This window comes from Amycolatopsis orientalis (assembly GCF_000943515.2).
In the GTDB taxonomy this organism is placed as follows: domain Bacteria; phylum Actinomycetota; class Actinomycetes; order Mycobacteriales; family Pseudonocardiaceae; genus Amycolatopsis; species Amycolatopsis orientalis.
Genome location: NZ_CP016174.1, coordinates 5,588,040 through 5,607,624, shown reverse-complemented (window position 1 = coordinate 5,607,624; position 19,585 = coordinate 5,588,040). Strand labels below are relative to the sequence as shown.

Below are 19,585 nucleotides of genomic sequence, written 5' to 3'. Positions count from 1 at the left end.
CATGAATACCTGTCGGATTGGGGCGGGTGGCGGTACGGGTTATGCCGTTCGGCCCAGGCCGATGGGGGTGTTTCGCACGCCGCCTCCGCCGAGACGGCGTGCGAGAAGGGCTAGCGAGCCAACAGTTCTCGCAGCGCCTTCACCACCTCCGACGGCGATTCCTCGGCCATGAAGTGGCCCGAGGTGACCGTCCGGTGATCCAGATCCGCCGCCCACGCCCGCCAGAGCGCGACGGCGTCGTAGCCGAGGGCGGCACCCCAGTCCTGCTGGAGCACGGTGAGCGGCATGGTGAGCCGGTTGCCCGCTTCCCGGTCCGCCGTGTCGTGTTCGACGTCGATGCCCGCCGACGCGCGGTAGTCGGCGACGATCGAGGTCACCGCGTTCCGCGAGGCCTCCAGGTAGGCGGCCCGGACGTCGGCGGGGATCGCGTCGCCGCGTCGCGTCCACGCGTCGAGGAAGTGCCCGAAGAAGGCGTCGGGCGCGGCGCCGATCAGCTGTTCCGGCAGGCCGGGCGGCTGCGCCATCAGGTAGAGGTGGAAGCCGACGGCGGCGCTGGTGCCGTGCAGCACGTCCCACATGTCGAGCGTCGGCAGGACGTCGAGGATCGCGAGGTGGCTCACCTTCTCGGCGTGGTCGAGTCCCGCCCGCAGGGCCACGAGCGCGCCCCGGTCGTGCCCCGCGAGGGCGAACCGGTCATGGCCGAAAGCCCGCGCGACGGCGACGACGTCGGCCGCCATCGTGCGCTTCGAGTAGGTCTCGCCGGTGTCGGCCGGTTTGTCGCTCTCGCCGTATCCCCGCAGGTCAGGGCAGAGAACGGTGTGGTCCGCCGCCAGATCCGCCGCGACGTGCCGCCACATGAGATGGGTCTCGGGGAAACCGTGGAGCAGCACGACGGGGCTGCCGGTCCCGGCGACGGCGACGTTGAGGGCCACGCCGTCCGCGACGGGCACCCGCTGGTAGTCGAATCCGGTGATGCGCATGATCGCCTTCCTGGTCGTTTCTGGGTGATCGCCAGCGTCCCCGGCCCGAATCAGCACCCGGTCAGCGATGACCGAGCGGCCGGGGCACGATGGTCACCGTCAGTGAGGTCAGGAGGTGGTGATGCGGTTCGGGGTGCTCGGTCCGCTCGTGGCTACGGACGAGCACGGCGAGGCCGCGCTCAAAGGGCCGCGGCACCGGGCCGTGCTGGCCAGGCTGCTGATCGCCCGCGGCCGGGTCGTACCGGTGGAACGCCTGGTCGACGACCTGTGGGAGCGTCCGCCCGAGGGCGCTGTCGGCGCCGTCCAGACCTTCGTCGGCGCGCTGCGCCGTGCGCTGGAGCCGGACCGCGCGCCTCGCGAACCCGCGCGGCTGCTCGTCACGGTCGCCCGCGGCTATGCCCTGCGCGCGGAGTCCGTCGACGCCTGGGATTTCGAGGCCGCCGTCACCGAGGCCCGCGAACTGCTCGGTACCCGGCGCCCCGGCGACGCACTGTCGCGAGTGGACAGTGCGCTCGCGTTGTGGCGCGGGCCCGCGTACGCCGAGTTCGCCGAAGAGGGCTGGGCGCGTGGCGAGGTCGCCCGCCTGACCGAACTCCGGCTGCTGGCGAGGGAACTGCGCGCCGAAGCGCTGCTCGCCCTTGGCCGGGCGGCCGAGGTGATCCCGGAGCTGGAATCACGGGTGCGCGAACATCCGTTGCGGGAGAACGGTTCGCGGCTGCTGGCGCTGGCGCTCTATCGTGCCGGACGGCAAGGTGACGCGCTCGCCGTCCTGCGCACCGCGCGCGAACTGCTCGCCGACGAACTGGGCCTCGATCCGGGCGCGGGCCTGCGCGAACTGGAGGCCGATATCCTGGCGCACGCGCCGCGGCTCCAGCCGTCCGTGCCCAAGATCCCCGAGCGGGCACTGATCGGGCGCGCCGCGGAACTGGCCACGCTGGAGGAAGCGGCGGCACGGTCGCGGCTGGTGCTCGTCTCCGGCGACGCCGGGGTGGGGAAGACCGCGCTCGCCGAGGCGTTCTCCGCCCGTCTCGCCGCGCGCGGGTGGACCACGGCCTGGGGGAGCGACCCCGACGACGAGGGCGCGCCGCCCGCCTATGCCTGGACCCGGATCCTGGCCACGCTCGCCGACGCCGGATACGGCGTGGCGCCGCAGGCCGGGCCGGTGACCGAAGATCCGCTGGCCGCGCGCTGGCGATGGCATCGCGCGGTCGCGTCCTATCTGGCCGGTGCCGCACCGCTCCTGCTGGTGCTCGAAGACTTGCACTGGGCGGGCGAGGAAACGCTGGCGTTGCTGACCTCGGTGCTCACCGAGCCGGTTCTGATCGTCGCGACCTACCGCGGCACCGACCCGTCCGCGAGGCTGACGGAGTTCCTCGGCCGGGCCGCCCGCCACGAGCCGGCGCGGATCTATCTCGGAGGACTCCCCGAGGACGAGGTCGCCGCCCTGGTCCGCGTCACGACCGGGGAGGACGTCGACCCCGAGACCGCCGCGGTGCTTCACCGGCGCACGGCCGGGAATGCCTTCTTCGTCCGCGAACTCGCTCGTTTGCTGGCGGCCGAAGGACCGGCCGCCCTGGACGCCGTCCCGCCGGGAGTACGTGACGTCGTCCGGCACCGGACGCGGGCGCTGCCGGACACCGTCCGGAGCGTGCTGTTCCGGGCCGCGGTGATCGGGACGGACCTCGACCTGGACCTGCTCGAAGCCCTGGTGGGGGAAACCGCGCTCGACGCGATCGAATCCGCGGCCCGGCACGGATTCCTGACCGAAGCGGCGCCGCGCCGGTTCCGGTTCGCGCACGCTCTCGTGCGGGACACCCTCTACCACGATCTGTCCCGTTCGAGGCGCGCCCGCGAGCACGGCGAAGTCGCCGAAGCGCTGGAAACCCTTCACCCGGACGACGTCGATGCCTTGGCGCACCATTTCGTGCTGTCCGGGAAGTTCGCCGACCGCGCGGCGCACTACGCGCGCGCTGCCGCCGAACGGGCGGAAAGCCGTTTCGCCCCAACAGAAGCAGCCAGACTCTGGGATGCCGCGCTCACCGCCTACGACCGATCCGGCGCCTCCGACACGGAGAAGCGACTCGAACTGATCATGGGCAACGCGCGGGCGTCGGCCGTGTCCGGCGACCTCGGCCGGGCACGGCGGTATCGCGCCGAAGCGCTGGAACTGGCCGAAAAGCTTAACGATCCGCTGCTGACCGCCCGGGTGATCGGCGCCTTCGACGTCCCCGCGATCTGGACCGAAAGCGACGACCCGGACCTGGCTTCCCGGCTCGCGGCCGCCGTCGAACGGACGCTCGCCGCCTTGCCCGCCGAACGGGAGGCCGAGCGGTGCCGTCTGCTGGCGACGCTCGCCGTCGAACTGCGGAACGCGGGCGGGCGCCGGGCTCGTGAGGCGGCCGAAGAGGCCGAGGCGCTCGCACGGCGGCTCGGCGATCCGGCGCTGCTGGCGTTCGCGCTCAACGCCCGGTTCCTGCACTCCTTCGACCGGGCGGGGCTCGCGCCGAGGCGGGCCGAGATCGGCAGCGAACTCCTCGACCTGGCCACGCGGCATCGGCTGGTGACGTTCGAGGGGCTCGGACACCTCGTGCTCATGCAGGCGAACAGCGCGCTCGCGGAGTTCGCGGCCGCGGACCGGCATGCCGCGTCGGCGGACGAACTCGGGGAGAAGTACGGCGTTCCGCTCGTCGGCGTCTTCACCCGGTGGTATCGCGCGATGCGGACCGCGATGACCGGTCCCGGCGGAGAGGCCGCCTACCGTGCCGCCGCGGCCGGACTCGCCGGAACGTCGATGTCCGGAGTGGACAACGGGATCCTCGCCCTCGCCCTGCACTGCGACCGGATCCAGCGAGGCTTGCCGCGCGAAACGGACGTGAAGAGCTACGGCGCCTACGAAAGCTGGTGCCGTCCGGTACTCCCGATCCCGGACTCGCCCCGCGATCTGCTGTACGAGGCCCGCACCTGCCTGCACGCCATCGTCGAGATCGAACACGGCGACCGGGCGGCGATGGAGCGGCTGTACGCCGAACTCCTGCCCGCCGAGGGCGAGATCGCCGGGGCGGGAAGCGGAATGCTCACCCTCCGGCCGGTCGCGTGGTACCTCGGTGACCTCGCCACCGCCCTCGGCCGCCCCAACGCGGCCGCCGGGCATTACCGGCGGGCGCGGGCCATCGCCGTGAAAGCCGGTGCACCGCACTGGGTTTGTCTTGAGAGGTAAGGCTCACTGCTCCCGCATCGCCCGGCGGATCTCGGCCAGCTTGTCCTTGGCGGCCTTGTCGCGGTCGGCGATCTTCTTGTCCAGGGAGGCGACGTCCTCCTTGCCGCCGAGACCGGCGAGTTCGGTCGAGCCCAGCGAGGTCGTGTACCGCTGCTCGATCCGGTCCCGCACGTGGTCGAACGAGGGCACGCCGCTCTCGCTGTAGTCCGGCTCCGGGACCTCGACCGGCGCCGTCGGAGACTCTTCGACGATTTCGGCGTCGAGGATTTCCGGCGTCTTGTCCGGGCTGTTCTCGGTCATCGTCCACTCCGTCCTGCGTGCCAAGGCACGGCTTCGGTCATCAACCCGAGCATGCCCGAAACCAGCCGCATCTGGTCGACCGTGCGGATGTCGGCCTCGACCAGCCGCGGGGAACAGACCACGATGGCGAGCGCCTGCGCCCGCGAGAGCGCCACGTTGAGCCGGTTGCGCGAGAGCAGGAAATCCAGGCCACGTGGCAGATCGACCGCGGACGACGAGGTCATGGTGGTGATCACCACCGGTGCCTCCTGCCCCTGGAACCGGTCGACGGTGCCCACCCGCACGCCGGGATACCCGGCCTGGTCGAGGGCACGGGCGACGACGCGGGCCTGCAGGTTGTACGGCGCCACGACCAGGATGTCCTCGTCGCCGAGCGGCCGGGGTTCACCGTGGTCGGTCCAGGCCCGGCCGTGGAGGTCGGCGACGATGGCGGTGACCGCGTCGGCCTCCTCGACCGAACGCGTCGTGTTGCCGTGGTGGTCGACCTCGGCGAGGTACAGGCCCGCCTCGACGCCGTCGATCGCCCGCTCGGCCGCCGAAGGATGCGAGTGCAGGCGGCCCGCGTAGGACAACCGCGAGACCGGCGCGCAGACGGCCGGATGCATCCGGCGGGTCTCGTCGAGGAAGTAGCCGAGTTCGGCCGGGATGATGTCGGCCTCGCCGATCAGATGCCCGAGCGCGGAGGCCTCGGCGCCCGCGGGATGCGTGCCCTGCACGACCTGCGGCAGCTGCTGCGGATCGCCCAGCAGCAGGAGGTTCTTGGCGCACATCGACACCGCGAGCGCGTCGGCGAGGGCGAACTGGCCCGCTTCGTCGATGATCAGCAGGTCGAACGGCTCTTCGCGGATCGCGGCGTTCGCGAACGTCCACGCGGTCCCGCCGACCAGATGCCCGGTGTCGTGCTCCTCACGCCACTTCACCAGCGCGGGATTGGTCTTCGGCTGCTCCCACGGCGCGGCCGGATCCGGGGTCCGCTTGGCGCGTTTGGCGCACGGCAGGTCCGGTGCGTTCTTCAGCGCGGCGGACAGCACGTTCTCCACGGCCTTGTGGCTGGTCGAGGTGACGGCGATCGTCTTGCCCGCGCGCACCAGCTTCGCGATCAGCCTGCCTGCCAGGTACGTCTTGCCCGCGCCCGGCGGGCCCTGGACGGCGAGCGTGGAGCCGTCGAGCGCCTCGACGGCCTCGATCACCGTGCTCACCAGCTCCGTCCCGGGCTCGGGCAGGGTCCGGTCGTCGCGCAACCGCGGCGTGGTGCGCCGGAGCAGGTCGACGCCGGGATGCGCGGGCAGCGCCGGCAGCGCGTCGACGACGAGCCGGGCGAGGTCCGCGACCGCGTCGTCCTTGGGGGAAGGCCGCACCGGGCTCCCCGGCAGCACCGCGACCGGCCTGTCGGCGGTGGTCTCGTCGGGCGGGCAGCTTTCTTCGAGGGTCAGTTCGACGGCGGTGGCGGAGATCACCTTAGCGTCCCGCGCGGCGGCCCCGTACCGCAGCCGGACGTCGTCACCGGGGGCGAAGGGATGTGGCCGGTCCGGGTCGCAGCGGAGCATCAGCGAGCGCTTCGCCTTGCGGACCCGCCCGGACGGCGGCACCCATTCCCCGGCCTCCATGGCCACCGGGACGGTGCACGAGTTGTCGGTCTCCAGATCGCCGAGCGGGGCGGCCAGCTGGCGGAAGTACTCCCACCACGCCGGATTCGTCTCGCGGCGGTGGTAGCCGACAGAGGCCGCCAGCAGCGCGCGAGCCCGATCTTCGCCGGTGAACTCGGCCGGATCGTCGGGCAGCCCGTCCAGCAGCGGATCGACCAGCGCGGCCAGTTGCGCGGCGCGTTCCGCGCGTTTCTGCGCGGCGACGTCCTCTTCGGTTTCGCGCAGCAGAGTGTCCACATCGGACTCTTCCGGCGGCTCGGCGAGCGCGATCCCGGCCTCGGCACGGATCTTGTGCAGGAATTCGAACAGCCGCAGCGTGGAAACGCAGTCGTATTCGTTGTAGTCGCTGATGCCGCGCAGTATTTCGTCCGCGTGCTCTGTCTCGCCGGAGGCGGTGAGCGTCAGGTATTCCTCATAGGCCTCGATGCTCGAAACCGCCGTCTTCACGTCGCCGTCGCGGGCTTCGGGCATGTAGAGCGGTTCGAGGTACTTGATCGAGTACGACCGCTGCGAGACCCGGAGTGCCTTGCGTACCACGGCATACAGGTCGACGAGCCCGCCGCTGCGCAGCAGGTGGTCGACGGCGTCCTCACGGGTCCCGTGCACGGCGGCGAGCCGTTTGATCGCGGTGACCTCGTACGGGGCGTAGTGGTAGACGTGCGAACCGGGATGCTCGGCGAGCCTTTCGGTGGCGAAGTCGACGAACTCCTCGAAGGCCCGCTTCTCCTGCGCCCGGTTGTGCGCCCAGAACGGCGTGAACTTCGTGCCGTCCTCGGCGGTCACCGCGCCGAAGAGGTATTCGAGCCCTTCACCCGCCAGGGCGTAGGGATCACCCTCCATGTCGAAGAAGACGTCGCCGGGCGCGGGCGGCGGCAGTTCCGCCAGCGCGTCCGGATCGATGATCTCGTAGGCGATCTCGCCGGTGGCGTCCTGGCGGACCTGGATCGCGGCCTGGGCGCGCAGGGTGGTGAACGACGTCACCGAGATGTCGCGCGGCCGGTCTTCCGGCGCGGCCTTCGCGAGCGCGTCGATGGTGCCGAGGCCGGCGGCGACGAGTTTGCGCCGCTGGTCACCGCGCATACCCGCCACCAGCGAAAGATCGCGGTCGGCCTCACGGGCGCTCGCGCAGTGCGCGGCGTAGGAGCAGCCGCCGCAGGCCGGCCGTTCGTCGGCCCACAACGGGACCGGCAGGGTCGGCCGGCGGTTCCGCAGCCGGGCGCGGAGCCGGTCCACCAGCGGCAGGAAATCGTCGACGCGGAACGAGCGGGTGCTGTGGTCGCCGAGCAGCAGGTGCATCCGCGGACCGGTGGGCCAGCCCGCCCGGCGCAGCGCGTCGGCGTACGCGGTCAGCTGGACCACGGCCGCGGGCTTCGCGTGCCTGGCCAGCTTCGTGTCGTACACCTCGTAGCGGCCTTCGTCGTCCCGCATCAGGAAGTCGGCCCGGCCGGAGAACTCGCCGTCGTGGAAGACCGCCTGGTAGATCACCGGCGCGCCGGCCCGCAACGCCTCCTCGGTGGCCTTCGCGGCGACGACCGGGTCGCGTTCGTCGATCTCGACGACGACGCTGCGCTCGCCGCGCAGCTTGTCCAGCGTCGCGGCCTCGTGCGCGCGTCCGTGCGTGACCGCCAGCTGATCCGGCCCGGAGCCCGGCCGTGGCGCCCCCGGGAGACCGGCGGCCAGTGCCTGCTTGAGGACGCTGCGGTGCTCGCATTCGAGCAGGTCGGCGAGATCGGACGGGGTGTACATCGCCCGGGAGTCTGACATGGACTCCCGCGCGGGCGGCCCCGGCGCGCCGGAGTCAGCCGGAGGTGTGGTCGAACTTCAGGTGTGAGGTGATCCGGTAGCGGTCGCCCCGGTAGATCGAGCGGGTGTACTCGATCACACGGCCGCTCGGGTCGCGGGTGGTGCGTTCGAACAGCAGCGCCGGTGAGTGCTGCGGGACGCCGAGCAGGCCGGATTCGTCGGCGTCGGTGACGGTGGGTTCGGTGATCTGCACGGCTGTCGCGGGAACGACCTCGTAGCGCGTGCGGAGCAGTTCGTAGAACGAGCCCGACTCGAAGTCGGCACGCGTGATGTCCGGTACCAGGTCCCGGGGGACCAGGATGCGCTCGATCGCCATCGGCGCCTCGTCGACGACGCGGACGCGGGTGACGGCCACCAGCGGGCGGCCGGGGGAGACCTCCAGCCGTTTGCCGAGCCGGGCCCCCGCCGGCGTGGTGGCGAAGTCGACCACCCGGCTGGTCCACTCGCCCTCGGCGGGCGGGGCGAACTGGTCGCCGCCGGTGGCGGGCAGGAGGTCCTGGGAGATCTTGCGCGGCGCGGTGAACGTGCCCCGGCCGTGTTCGCGGACGAGCAGCCCGTCCCGCGCGAGTTCGTCGATCGCCGCGCGCAGAGTGGGGCGCGAGACCCCGATCTCCATGCTCAACGCCCGTTCCGAAGGCAGGACCTCGCCCGGCTGACGTCGCTCGATGAGCTTGCGCAGCCGTTCTTTGACCTCTGTCCGCCGCATGACCACAGCTTAGCCAGTGGTCCCCGAGAATTGGCTGGTGGACAACTTGTCTAGACCTATTGACTTTACCACTTTTGGCGGTGACCTTGGTAAAAACTGACCAGTGGTAAAGGAGACAGCGATGCGAAGGTTCCGTCTCACCACTTTGGCCGTCACCGCCCTGTCGGTCGCCGCACTCGGCCTGGCACCGGGTACCGCGAGCGGGGCGGCCGCCTGCGGTGCGCTGTTCGACGACTTCCATTACGCCTCGCACACCGACGGCCTGCTCGCGCGGCACGGCTGGCAGGTGCGCTCCGGTGGCGGCGGGCCCGGCGTCGCCGGAGCGCGATGGGCTCCGGAAGGCATCACGTTCCCGACGTCCGACGGGGACAAGGTGCTTCAGCTGGCTTCCGCCACCGACGGGACGCCCGCGGGGACGACGCAGACCGAGATCATGCAGCCCGGCCGGCGGTTCTTCGAGGGGACCTACGCGGCGCGGATCCGGTTCTCCGACGCGCCGTCGTCCGGCCCCGACGGCGACCGGATCAACCAGACGTTCTTCACGATCAGCCCGCTCCGCTACGACAACGACCCGATCTACAGCGAACTGGACTTCTCGGAGTACCTGCCGAACGGCGGGTGGGGCGAGGCGGGACCGGTCAACTTCCAGACCAGCTGGCACACCTACACCCCGGATCCCTGGTACGCCGAGAACAAGAGCGACAGCCAGCGCCGCAGCGTCGACGGCTGGCACTCCGTCGCCGCGACCGTGTCCGACGGCCACGTGCGGTACTACATCGACGGCGCGCTGGTGGCCGACCACGACCGCGGCGGCCCGTTCGACGTGTACCCGAGGCAGGACATGTCCCTGAACGTCAACCAGTGGTTCATCGATCTCACACAGCACGCGGGCGGCACGAGCACCTACCTGGAGCAGGTGGACTGGGTCTACTACGCGAAGAACGAGGTACTGACACCGGCAGTGGCCGCCGAGCGGGCCGCGTCGTACCGGGCTTCGGGTGTGCGGTTCACCGACGATCTCGGGGGTTGTTGGATGTGACCGGGGTTCTGCGGGAGCGAGGAGTGCGGTGGACGAGCGGGATCGGCTGACGGAACGGTTCGAAGAGCACCGGACGAGGCTGCGTGCGGTCGCGTACCGGATGCTGGGTTCGGCCAGCGAGGCGGAAGACGCCGTCCAGGACACGTGGCTGCGGCTCAACCGGACCGACGCCGCGGAGATCGAGAACCTCGGCGGCTGGCTGACCACGGTGGTGGCGCGGGTGTGCCTGAACGTGCTGCGCTCGCGCGACCACCGGCGGGAAGATCCGCTCGACGACGCTTTCTCCGAGCCCGCCGACTCCTCGGCGGATCCCGCCGCCGACGCGGTGCTCGCCGACTCGGTCGGGCTGGCGATGCTGGTGGTCCTGGAAACGCTGGCGCCCGCCGAACGGCTCGCGTTCGTCCTGCACGACATGTTCGCCGTGCCGTTCGACGAGATCGCCCCGCTGATCGATCGCACCCCGGCCGCCGCCAGGCAGCTCGCGAGCCGCGCCCGGCGCCGCGTCCAGGGCCGCTCCACCGCCGCGGAACCGGACCTCGCGCGCCGCCGCCAAGTCGTCGACGCCTACCTGGCCGCGGCCCGCGGCGGAGACTTCGAAGCGCTCCTCGAACTGCTCCACCCCGACGTCGTCCTGCGCGCCGACAAGGCGGCCGGCCCCTCGCGCGCGCCGATCTTCCTGCAGGGCGCCAGTGTGGTGGCGCGTGGTGCGGCGGCCGCTTCGGTGCGGGCGGCGGTCACCCAGCTCGCGCTGGTGAACGGCGGCGTCGGTCTCGTGATGGCCGACGAAGGACGGCCGTCGGTGGTGCTCGCGTTCGCCTTCGCGGACGGGAAGATCACCGAGATCGACGTCATCGCGGACAAGGAACGGTTGCGGGACCTCGACCTGGTGATGGTGGACTGACTTCGTGTTGCGGTTCGGTCGCGAACGCGTACCGATGACTCCTTTTCCGGCGAAAGCCGGTTAACGGTTGCCGGTCGTTCGCCGCCTCCTTGTCAAGGCTGTCGGAAGCTATGAGAAGGAGGCGGCCATGCCGGAGGGGACGCTCGGAAATGTTCGGCGCCACACTGTGAAGGATGCGCCCGCTTATCGGGACGCTTATCAGCGGGATCGGGACCGGGTTCTTTATTCGTCCGCGTTCCGGCGGCTCGCCGGTGTCGCACAGGTCGCCGCGGTCAATGAACAGCTGGTGCTGCACAACCGGCTCACGCACAGTCTGAAGGTCGCGCAAATGGGCCGAAGACTCGTGCAGCACCTGCGCTATCAATCCGGCGATCCGGAATCGGGATTCCCGCCTGGGTCGGAGCTGAACGAGGATGTCGTCGAGACGGCCGGGCTCGTGCACGACATCGGGCATCCGCCGTTCGGCCACGTCGCCGAGGAGGTCCTCGACGAGCGCCTGAGCCGGGTGGCCGGCTTGGAAGGTTTCGAAGGAAACGCGCAGTCTTTCCGGGTGGTGACGAAACTCGCCCGGCGGAAGATGGACCACACGGGTCTCAACCTGACGAGGGCGACGTTGAACGCGGTCCTCAAATACCCGCGTCTCAAGCCGCGTGACTCCGGCGCGGGATCGGCTTTGTGGACCGATCGTGGCCATGGCGACAAATGGGGTGCTTATCAGACCGAACGGGACGACTTCGCCTGGGCGAGGCGTGGCAGCGAGGGGGAGTTGAGGTCCGCGAACGCCATCCTGATGGACTGGGCCGACGACATCAGCTACGCGACCCATGATCTCGAGGACTACTTCCGTGCGGGGCTGATCCCGTTGCACAACTTGGCTGTCGACAAGAAGCGCATCCTCAAGCACGGTCGCCGCCGGCTGAGAAAGCTCAACGGATTCAACGAGTACCGGTTCGGGGAACAGATCGACAAGATCGTCGACGAGTTCAGCAGGAGTCTCCACTCACAGTGCTGGGACACCCGCGAGAACCGGGTACGGGTGAACAAGATCACCAGCGCCCACCTCACCCGGTTCGTGAAGGCGGTCCGGCTCCTCGGCGAGGCTCCCTATGTGGAGATCGACCATGACAGCCAGTACCGGGTGGCCGCGCTGAAGGAACTGACCTGGTTCTACGTGATCGACAGGCCGCCGCTGGCGATCCAGCAGGAAGGTCAGAAGAGGATCATCGGCTCGCTCTTCGATCGGTTGATCACTTGCCTGGAGAAGTCCCCGTCCAGTCCGAAGATCCCGATCCAGCTCCGTGTGATCTATCGCGACATCGAGCGAGACGCCGCGGCGAAGGGCACCTTCAAGAAGAACAAGGAGGCCCGGTGCGCTCGGGCTGTCACCGACTACATCTGCCTGCTCACCGAGGCGCAGGCCGTGGATCTCGGGAAACGGCTGGCGGGAGACTCGCAGAGTTCGATGTTCGGTACCTGGTTCAACTGAACCCGGCCCCGGGCATGCCGACGGGCCCGTCGCCGGTGGTGGTGGCGGGCTCGTTCAGCGGTAGTGGGTGTTGCGCCTGGGCTTCTGTAGCGGGTCGAGGTATTGGGGCGGGATGAATTCGGGCCGGCCGTCGGCGGCCATGCGGACCTTCCAGCCGGATTGTCCGTGGATGACGGTGTGGTGGTAGCGGCAGAGCAAACAGAGATTGCGCAGATCGGTGTCGCCGAGCTCGCCCCACGGAAGAATGTGATGTGCTTCGCAGTGTTTGGGGCGCCGTCGGCAGCCGGGAAAGGCGCAGTGCCGGTCGCGGACGTTGAGCGCCCGGCGTTGGGCGGGGGTAACGGTGCGGGCGGCGCGGCCGATGTCGAGCGGTTCGGCTTCCGTGCCCAGGACGGCGGGGATGAGTTTGGCGTCGCAGGCGAGCATGCGGGCGTGGCGTGCGGTGATCTGGGAGACCCCGTCCAGGCACGCACTCCCGAGTCCCGACGTGAGGGTGTCCAGGGGGATGGTGACGACGACGGTGGTGCGGTCTCCGGACAGTGTCGGAGCTTTGTCGTTCGTCATGGCGTAGTGGATGGCGTCGAAGAGGGCGTCGCCATGGCGTTCGCCGGGGGTGCGCAGGTCGTGGTTTCCGTCTTCGTCGACGGGACGTCGTTGACCCCAGGTTTCGAACAAGGCGTTGGCGCGCGCCCCGAACTCGGGGTCCAGGAGCCCGGTGAGATTCCACCAGCCGTCATCGCGTTTGCGGAGAGACACCTCGCGTGCGGGTGGCTTCAAGTCCTCGTCCTTCGGTTCGTTGCCGTCGGGGTCGAGGTGGGCCAGGAGGTCGAGACCGGCGTTGGTGATCTCCCGGGGTCCGGCGCGGTGGGCCAGATCGACCAGGATCTGTTCCGCCGCCACGCGGTCTTCCGCCGAGACCTCGTCGGGAATCTTCTTCAATGTCGTCAGGACGGGATCCAGTTGCTGTTCGCCGAGTTCACCTTCGGCCGCGGCGGCGCCGGCGATGGGTGCGGTGGCGGGAACGGGAGAGCCGTCGAGGTTGCGGCCGGGGTTCAGCGCCTGGGCTCGTTCCAGGGTTTTCTGCGCTTCGGCGGGGGTGATGCGGGCGGTTTCGGCGTACCAGCCGGCGGTGGAGCCGTGGCCGAACAGTTCCTTCGAGCCGCGTGCTTCGATCTCGACCAGGAATTGGCCGATCTCCGCCATCGCCTGACGTGCCAGGGATAACCGCTCGACCACGCCGTGCGCGAGTTCACGCGCACCGGCGCGCCACAGCTCGTGTGGCGGTTCGAGGGTTCGTCTGCTGGACACCTTGCAAGATTACCGGTAAATCGAACGCACTTTCGATCCCGAAAGGGATATACACGAAAGTGTGTTGGGTCCTTCTCTTTGCTTTGGGAGGCTTATCGAGATTCGCCGAAGGCTTTCGCCGACTCTCGACCGAACTCCCGTAGGCCCAAAAAGAAAAGGCTCACCGCGCACAGCCTCGTGAGTGGTAATGACGGTTAGAACCGTCATTACCACTCACGAGCCAAGCAACCGACTCAGTCGGCGAGGATCTGTTCGCGCAGGATGTCCGCGTGCCCGCAATGCTGCGTCAGCTCCCGCAGGACCTGCAGGTACACCCACCGGAGCGTGCGCGGTCCGGTCCGGTGGCCGGTCACGACGGTGTCCAGGGACAGGTCCGCGACCACGGTCCTGGCCGTGGCGCGGGCTTCCCGGTGCGCCGCGGTGATCGAGGCGATGGTGTCGCCGTCGGTGAGCCGGAAGGATTCGTCCGGATTCGCCACCAGGCCGAGGTCCTGCCGGGGCGTGCCGCCGACGCACTCCTCGAACCACACCCGCTGCATCCACGTGACGTGCTTGAGCAGCCCGAGCAACGTCGTCGCCGACGGGACGAGACGGCGGCGGGCCTGCTCCTCGGTGAGCCCGTCGAGGGTTTTCTCGATGGCGTCGCGATGTTCCTCGACGAAGGCGTCGAGCTGTGTGCGTTCGTCTTCCAGCGGCACATCGAACGAACCCATCGAAGTCTCCCGTCTTCCCGCGGTCTCGTGACCGCCCGATCCGGGCCAAGTCAACCAGTACCCGCCTAAGGTGATCGCTGACGCCGCAGTCACTCCCGGGAGGCACGCATGTCGTTGTTGGCCCAGCTGAACGCCGCGATCACCACGGGCACGATCGAGGTCGTCGACCTCACCGCGCCGTTGAGCGAGAACACGCCGATCCTCCAGCTGCCGGAGCCGTTCGCGAACACGATCCCGTTCGGCCTGGAGGAGATCAGCCGGTACGACGAACGCGGACCGCGCTGGTATTGGAACAACATCCACACCGGCGAGCACACCGGCACCCATCTCGACGTCCCCGTGCACTGGGTCTCGGGAAAGGACGGCCACGACGTCTCCCAGGTGCCGCTGCGCACGCTGGTCGCCCCGGCCGTGGTGCTCGACGCGTCGGCGCGCGCGGCAGAAGACCCGGATCACCTGCTGTCCGTCGACGACATCCGTGAGTGGGAGCGCGACAACGGGCCGCTTCCCGATGGCGGCTGGCTGCTGTATCGCACGGGCTGGGACGCCCGTTCGCATGATCAGGAGACCTTCCTCAACAACGACGAGAACGGCCCGCACACGCCGGGCGTCTCGGCGGAGTGCGCCCGCTGGCTCGCCGAAGAGGCGCCGATCACCGGGTTCGGCGTGGAGACCGTCGGCACGGACGCGGGACAGGCGCTGGCCCTCGAACCGGCCTTCCCCTGCCACGAACTCCTTCTGGGCGCGGGAAAGCACGGCCTGACCCAGCTGCGGAACCTGGCGAGCCTGCCACCCACCGGATCCCTGTTGATCGTCAGCCCGCTCCCGATCGTCGGCGGCTCCGGCAGCCCCGCCCGCGTCTACGCGCTGGTGGAGCGGGCATGAAAACCGCGGAGCTGGTCGGCCGCACCCTCGCGGAACTCGGGGTGGGAGCGGCGTTCGGGGTCGTGGGCAGCGGCAACTTCGAGGCCACCAACGGTCTGCGGGCGGGCGGGGTGCGGTTCGTCGCCGCGCGGCACGAGGGCGGCGCGGCGAGCATGGCCGACGCGTACGCGCGGACGAGCGGCCGCGTGTCGGTGCTGAGTCTCCATCAGGGCGTCGGGCTGACCAACGCGATCACCGGGATCACCGAGGCCGCCAAGAGCCGGACACCGATGATCGTGCTGACCGGCGACACCGCGGCGTCGGCGGTCCTGTCGAACTTCCGGATCGACCAGGACGCGCTCGGCGCGGCGGTCGGCGCCGTCCCGGAACGCGTCCACAGCGGGCCCACCGCGGTCGCCGACACCGTCCGCGCCTTCCGCACGGCCCTGCAGCAACGCCGGACCGTCCTGCTCAACCTCCCGCTCGACGTCCAGGCCCAGGAGGCGCCGGAAGCGGTTTCGGTGCCGGAAATCCCCGGCCCCGCACGGATCCGGCCCACCGCCGAGGCGGTCGCGGAACTCGCCGACCTCCTCGCCGGGGCACGGCGGCCGGTGTTCATCGCCGGCCGGGGCGCCCGGGCGAGTGCCGCGCCACTGCGGGAACTCGCGGAGATCTCCGGCGCGCTGCTGGCGACTTCGGCGGTGGCACACGGCCTCTTCCACGGTGATCCCCGCTCGATCGGGATCTCGGGCGGCTTTTCGTCCCCGGCGGCGGCCGACCTCATCGGAGCGGCCGACCTCGTGATCGGCTGGGGCTGCGCGCTGAACATGTGGACCACCAGGCACGGCAGGCTCCTCGGCCCGGACGCCCGGCTGGTCCAGGTCGACGTGGAGCAGTCCGCGCTGGGCGCGCACCGCCTGATCGATCTCGGTGTCGTCGGCGACGTCACCAGTACCGCCGAAGACGTCCACGCCGAACTGGGCAGGCGTGGCCATCGCATGAGCCGCGAAGCACCGACGGGCACAAGATGGAACGACGTCCCGTATAACGACCTATCCGGCGACGGAAGGATCGACCCGCGCACGCTCAGCCGCCGTCTCGACGAGATCCTGCCCGCCGAACGCGTGGTCTCGGTCGATTCCGGCAACTTCATGGGCTACCCGAGCGCGTACCTGTCCGTTCCCGATGAGAACGGCTTCTGTTTCACCCAGGCTTTCCAATGCGTCGGACTCGGCCTGGGGACGGCGATCGGCACGGCGGTGGCCAGGCCGGACAGGCTACCGGTGCTCGCCGTCGGCGACGGTGGGTTCCATATGTCCCTTTCCGAACTGGAAACCGCGGTACGGCTGCGGATCCCGCTCGTGGTCATCGTCTACAACGACGCGGCCTACGGCGCCGAGATCCACCACTTCGGCGACGCGGACATGACCACCGTCCGGTTCCCCGACACCGACATCGCGGCGATCGGCCGGGGCTTCGGCTGCGACGGGGTCACCGTGCGGTCGGCCGAGGACCTGGCCGCCGTCACGGACTGGCTCGACGGGCCGCGGGCAGCGCCGCTCGTCATCGACGCCAAGATCGCCGACGACGGCGGCTCGTGGTGGCTCGCCGAAGCCTTCCGCCACTAGCCTCGTGAGTGGTGATGACGGTTCTGTTGAGGAGTAAGTCAAAGGTGGCGTGACCGGGCCCTGTGCCGCCGCGTGAAGGCCTCCTTCCCTCGGCTCAGCCGAGGAAACTCGACCTTCGCACCTTCCCCGGTACATGGTGTGCGGTCAGCTCGCGTCACCTCAGTGACGTAGTGAAGGCCTCCTTCCCTGCTCTGAAGGTCAATGCCAGGAACTTGAGCGGCCGTGCCTGAGGTTTCCCTGATTGTCCATAAAGGACGCTTACCGTGGTAAATTGTCTGTTTGAGTATCGATTGCCCGTATTTCCAAGTCCGTGAAGGCCTCTCGGAGTCATGGGGTTGTTGCAACACCGTCTGATGGAGGGCGGGGTTGTGGTGGTGCGGGTTCATCGGTGGTTGCCGCGGTCGGTGCGGGTGGCGTTTTGGATCGGGTCCGGGCCGGGGTGGCGGCGAAGCCGGCGGCCCGGGCGGTGGGCTTGTCCCCGACGACGGGGGTGCGGTTGTTCCGGCAGGCTGGCGGGGTGATCGGTAACGCACCCACCCGGCCTGGTCCGGTCCGGTTAAGCCTGGCCGAGCGGGAAGAGATCGCCTGCCTGACCGCGGCGGGGCAGGGGCCTCGCGCGATCGGGCGGGTGATCGGCCGCCCGGCCTCGACGGTGTCACGCGAGGTGGCCCGTAACACCGGCACCTCCGGTGCCTATCGGGCGGTCAGTGCCCAGCACGCGGCTGAGGAACGCGCGAAACGCCCGAAGGTCGCGAAACTGGCCGCGGACGCCTCGTTGCGCCAGGTGGTGCAGGCCGGACTGGACCGGAAATGGTCCCCGCGTCAGATCTCCCGGAGACTGGTGCTGGAGTTCCCCGACCGGCCGGAGATGCGGGTGTCACACGAAACGATCTACCAATCCTTGTATGTCCAGGGAAAGGGTGCGCTGCGCCGCGAACTGACCGCCGCGTTGCGGACCGGGCGGGCACTGCGGATGCCACGCCGTCAGGCCCAGGCCCGCCGGGAACGCACCCCCGGCGGGCTCAAGGACATGGTCAACATCTCCGCCCGGCCCGCCGAGGCCGCCGACCGCGCGGTCCCCGGGCACTGGGAAGGCGACCTGATCCTGGGCAAGGACAACAAGTCCGCGATCGGAACCCTGGTCGAACGCTCGACCCGGTTCGTGATGCTGCTGCACCTGCCCCACGGACGCGACGCCGCCACCGTCGCTCACGCCATGACCGAGATCATCCACACCCTGCCACCACTGCTGGCCAAGTCCCTGACCTGGGACCAAGGCAAAGAAATGGCCCACCACCAGCAGATCACCCTGGCCACCGGCCTGGACATCTACTTCTGCGACCCTCACGCACCCTGGCAACGCGGCACCAACGAGAACACCAACGGCCTGCTCCGCCAATACTTCCCCAAAAGCACCGACCTCACCCAGCACACCCCAGCCGACCTCGCCCGCGTCGCCACCGAACTCAACGGACGACCCCGAGAGACCCTCGGCTGGCACACACCCGCCGAAGCCCTCGAAGCACTACTCTCAGACCAACAAACAATGCGTGTTGCAACCACCATGTGAATCCGCCCCTCCTTGAGGGACTCTGAGTCCCTCAAGGAGGCCTTCACTACCGTCTGGGCCGACCACGCCCCCGCTGACGTCGCGCAAGCCACTCTCACAACCTGCCACGTTTGCCCTACCCCTCAATAACCGTCATTACCACTCACGAGAACCCCTGCACCTAGACGCCCCAATCCGGCCGCAGCGGCATGCCCGAGTCGCCGTCCGGGCCGACCTTCACCCCGAGTACCTGGTGCAGCTCGATCTCCCGCCGTTCGAAGGCGAGGCGGCACGCGGCCATGTACAGCGCCCAGACCCGGCTCCGGCCGGCGCCCGCTTCGGCGACGGCCGCGTCCCAGTTCGCGTCGAGGTTCGCGCACCACGCGCCGAGGGTGATGGCGTAATGCTCGCGGAGGTTCTCCGAATGCCGCACCTCCAACCCGCTGTCGTGCATGGCGGTGGCGATCTCCCCGACGGACTCCAGTTCCCCGTCGGGGAAGACGTACCGGTCGATGAAGCCGCGCGAGCGGTGCGGGACGGAGGTGTCCGGGTTGGTGATGCAGTGGTTCAGCAGCCGCCCGTGGGGCTTCAGCTTCCCGGCGAGGAAACGGAAGTACGACGGAAGGTTCCGTGCGCCGATATGTTCGGTGAGCCCGATCGACGACACCGCGTCGAAATCCGTTTCGGTGACGTCGCGGTAGTCGAGGTGCCGGACCTCGGCCCGGTCCGCGAGCCCCTTGGTCACGATGTCCTTCTGCGCCCACTGCGCCTGTTCGCGGGAAAGGGTGACGCCCAGCGCCTCGACGCCGTAGTGCTCGACGGCGTGCTCGACCATCCCGCCCCAGCCACAGCCGACGTCCAGTAGCCGCATCCCCGGCTTGAGGTCGAGTTTCCGGCACACCAGGTCGAATTTATGCGCCTGCGCCTCTTCCAGCGAGGCGTCGGCGGACGGATACGCGGCGCAGGTGTAGGCCATCGACGGGCCGAGAACCAGTTCGTAGAACCGGTTCGAGACGTCGTAGTGGTTCGAGATCGCGTTGCTGTCCCGCGCCTTGGAATGCCGCAGCCCGTCGAAGACGCGTTTGGCGCGGCTCGGCAGCTCTTCGGCGGGCGGGGCGACGCGGCGCAGGTGCCTGGGGCCGAGTTCGCGCAGCAGCCACAACCGGTCGGCGGTGCTGAGCTGGTCGACCTGCGCCACGAGCGCGCGCAGCGCCGTGTAGAGGTCACCGTCCACATCGAGCGCGCCGGCGACGTAGGCGCGCGCGAGACCGAGGTCTCCCGGCGAAGACATCAGATACGTCAACGCCAGGGGCGACCGCACCTGGATCGACACCGGCGCGTCGGCCGGGCCGCTCGTGCTGCCGTCGTAGGCGGTGATGGACACTTCGGCGCTCGGGCCGAGCAACCGCTCGAAGATCTTCCCGACGGTCGTCGTCTCAGCCATG

At 69.6% G+C, this 19,585-nt stretch carries 14 protein-coding genes and 1 pseudogene; 7 read left to right on the top strand and 8 right to left on the bottom strand.

Annotated elements, in window-relative coordinates; translation table 11 throughout:
* Positions 1–110: 110 nt before the first annotated feature.
* Complete coding sequence (locus SD37_RS24470; protein ID WP_044856689.1) at positions 111–980, bottom strand: alpha/beta fold hydrolase; 870 nt, start codon at positions 978–980, stop codon at positions 111–113.
* A 121-nt stretch (positions 981–1,101) separates the two neighbouring features.
* On the opposite strand from SD37_RS24470, the gene SD37_RS24465 reads away from it, so the two are divergent.
* A complete protein-coding gene (locus SD37_RS24465; RefSeq protein WP_065912958.1) occupies positions 1,102–4,197 on the top strand; it encodes an AfsR/SARP family transcriptional regulator in 3,096 nt (1,031 codons plus the stop codon).
* Between the two features lie 3 nt (positions 4,198–4,200).
* On the opposite strand, the gene SD37_RS24460 is transcribed toward SD37_RS24465, so the two are convergent.
* The 4 genes and pseudogenes from SD37_RS24460 to SD37_RS24450 form a co-directional block, all read right to left on the bottom strand.
* Positions 4,201–4,497: a hypothetical protein gene (locus tag SD37_RS24460; protein ID WP_044856691.1), complete on the bottom strand. Its 297-nt coding sequence runs from the start codon at positions 4,495–4,497 to the stop codon at positions 4,201–4,203.
* Positions 4,494–5,687, bottom strand: a complete 1,194-nt coding sequence (locus SD37_RS44325; RefSeq protein WP_418189828.1) for a DEAD/DEAH box helicase — start codon at positions 5,685–5,687, stop codon at positions 4,494–4,496. Before SD37_RS44325 ends, SD37_RS24460 begins: the two co-directional genes overlap by 4 nt.
* A 762-nt stretch (positions 5,688–6,449) precedes the next feature.
* Positions 6,450–7,889 (bottom strand): annotated as a pseudogene (locus SD37_RS44320) (TM0106 family RecB-like putative nuclease); the annotation flags it as partial.
* A gap of 52 nt (positions 7,890–7,941) precedes the next feature.
* Complete coding sequence (locus SD37_RS24450; protein ID WP_044856707.1) at positions 7,942–8,652, bottom strand: GntR family transcriptional regulator; 711 nt, start codon at positions 8,650–8,652, stop codon at positions 7,942–7,944.
* A gap of 121 nt (positions 8,653–8,773) precedes the next feature.
* On the opposite strand from SD37_RS24450, the gene SD37_RS43235 reads away from it, so the two are divergent.
* From SD37_RS43235 to SD37_RS24435, 3 genes are all read left to right on the top strand, one after another.
* The gene (locus tag SD37_RS43235) at positions 8,774–9,691 is read left to right on the top strand and encodes a glycoside hydrolase family 16 protein (protein WP_044856693.1); all 918 of its coding nucleotides are present in this window, start codon (positions 8,774–8,776) and stop codon (positions 9,689–9,691) included.
* Positions 9,692–9,719: 28 nt separating this feature from the next.
* Complete coding sequence (locus SD37_RS24440; protein WP_044856694.1) at positions 9,720–10,592, top strand: sigma-70 family RNA polymerase sigma factor; 873 nt, start codon at positions 9,720–9,722, stop codon at positions 10,590–10,592.
* 127 nt (positions 10,593–10,719) lie between these two features.
* Entirely contained in the window at positions 10,720–12,078 is a 1,359-nt protein-coding gene (locus tag SD37_RS24435) for a deoxyguanosinetriphosphate triphosphohydrolase family protein (RefSeq protein WP_044856695.1), read from the top strand.
* 54 nt (positions 12,079–12,132) lie between these two features.
* Here the strand turns inward: SD37_RS24435 and SD37_RS24430 are convergent, their stop codons facing one another.
* Together SD37_RS24430 and SD37_RS24425 are read right to left on the bottom strand one after the other, a co-directional pair.
* Positions 12,133–13,386, bottom strand: coding sequence for an HNH endonuclease signature motif containing protein (locus tag SD37_RS24430; RefSeq protein WP_044856696.1), 1,254 nt, complete (start codon positions 13,384–13,386; stop codon positions 12,133–12,135).
* Between the two features lie 233 nt (positions 13,387–13,619).
* A complete protein-coding gene (locus tag SD37_RS24425; protein WP_044856697.1) occupies positions 13,620–14,099 on the bottom strand; it encodes a DinB family protein in 480 nt (159 codons plus the stop codon).
* Positions 14,100–14,207: 108 nt separating this feature from the next.
* On the opposite strand from SD37_RS24425, the gene SD37_RS24420 reads away from it, so the two are divergent.
* The 3 genes from SD37_RS24420 (at position 14,208) to SD37_RS24410 (ending at position 18,161) form a co-directional block, all read left to right on the top strand.
* The gene (locus tag SD37_RS24420) at positions 14,208–14,984 is read left to right on the top strand and encodes a cyclase family protein (RefSeq protein WP_044856698.1); all 777 of its coding nucleotides are present in this window, start codon (positions 14,208–14,210) and stop codon (positions 14,982–14,984) included.
* Positions 14,981–16,591 carry a thiamine pyrophosphate-binding protein gene (locus SD37_RS24415; RefSeq protein WP_044856699.1) on the top strand — a complete coding sequence of 537 codons (1,611 nt, stop codon included), beginning with the start codon at positions 14,981–14,983 and terminating at the stop codon, positions 16,589–16,591. Before SD37_RS24420 ends, SD37_RS24415 begins: the two co-directional genes overlap by 4 nt.
* A gap of 388 nt (positions 16,592–16,979) precedes the next feature.
* Complete coding sequence (locus tag SD37_RS24410; protein WP_065912957.1) at positions 16,980–18,161, top strand: IS30 family transposase; 1,182 nt, start codon at positions 16,980–16,982, stop codon at positions 18,159–18,161.
* A 160-nt stretch (positions 18,162–18,321) separates the two neighbouring features.
* Here SD37_RS24410 and SD37_RS24405 read toward each other — a convergent pair whose 3' ends face one another.
* The gene (locus SD37_RS24405) at positions 18,322–19,584 is read right to left on the bottom strand and encodes an SAM-dependent methyltransferase (RefSeq protein WP_044851749.1); all 1,263 of its coding nucleotides are present in this window, start codon (positions 19,582–19,584) and stop codon (positions 18,322–18,324) included.
* Position 19,585: the final 1 nt, after the last annotated feature.

Coding starts and splice junctions, on each gene's coding strand:
- SD37_RS24470 (WP_044856689.1), bottom strand. CDS start 980: ATGCGCATCACCGGATTCGACTACCAGCGGGTGCCCGTCGCGGACGGC.
- SD37_RS24465 (WP_065912958.1), top strand. CDS start 1,102: ATGCGGTTCGGGGTGCTCGGTCCGCTCGTGGCTACGGACGAGCACGGC.
- SD37_RS24460 (WP_044856691.1), bottom strand. CDS start 4,497: ATGACCGAGAACAGCCCGGACAAGACGCCGGAAATCCTCGACGCCGAA.
- SD37_RS24450 (WP_044856707.1), bottom strand. CDS start 8,652: ATGCGGCGGACAGAGGTCAAAGAACGGCTGCGCAAGCTCATCGAGCGA.
- SD37_RS43235 (WP_044856693.1), top strand. CDS start 8,774: ATGCGAAGGTTCCGTCTCACCACTTTGGCCGTCACCGCCCTGTCGGTC.
- SD37_RS24435 (WP_044856695.1), top strand. CDS start 10,720: ATGCCGGAGGGGACGCTCGGAAATGTTCGGCGCCACACTGTGAAGGAT.
- SD37_RS24425 (WP_044856697.1), bottom strand. CDS start 14,099: ATGGGTTCGTTCGATGTGCCGCTGGAAGACGAACGCACACAGCTCGAC.
- SD37_RS24420 (WP_044856698.1), top strand. CDS start 14,208: ATGTCGTTGTTGGCCCAGCTGAACGCCGCGATCACCACGGGCACGATC.
- SD37_RS24415 (WP_044856699.1), top strand. CDS start 14,981: ATGAAAACCGCGGAGCTGGTCGGCCGCACCCTCGCGGAACTCGGGGTG.
- SD37_RS24405 (WP_044851749.1), bottom strand. CDS start 19,584: ATGGCTGAGACGACGACCGTCGGGAAGATCTTCGAGCGGTTGCTCGGC.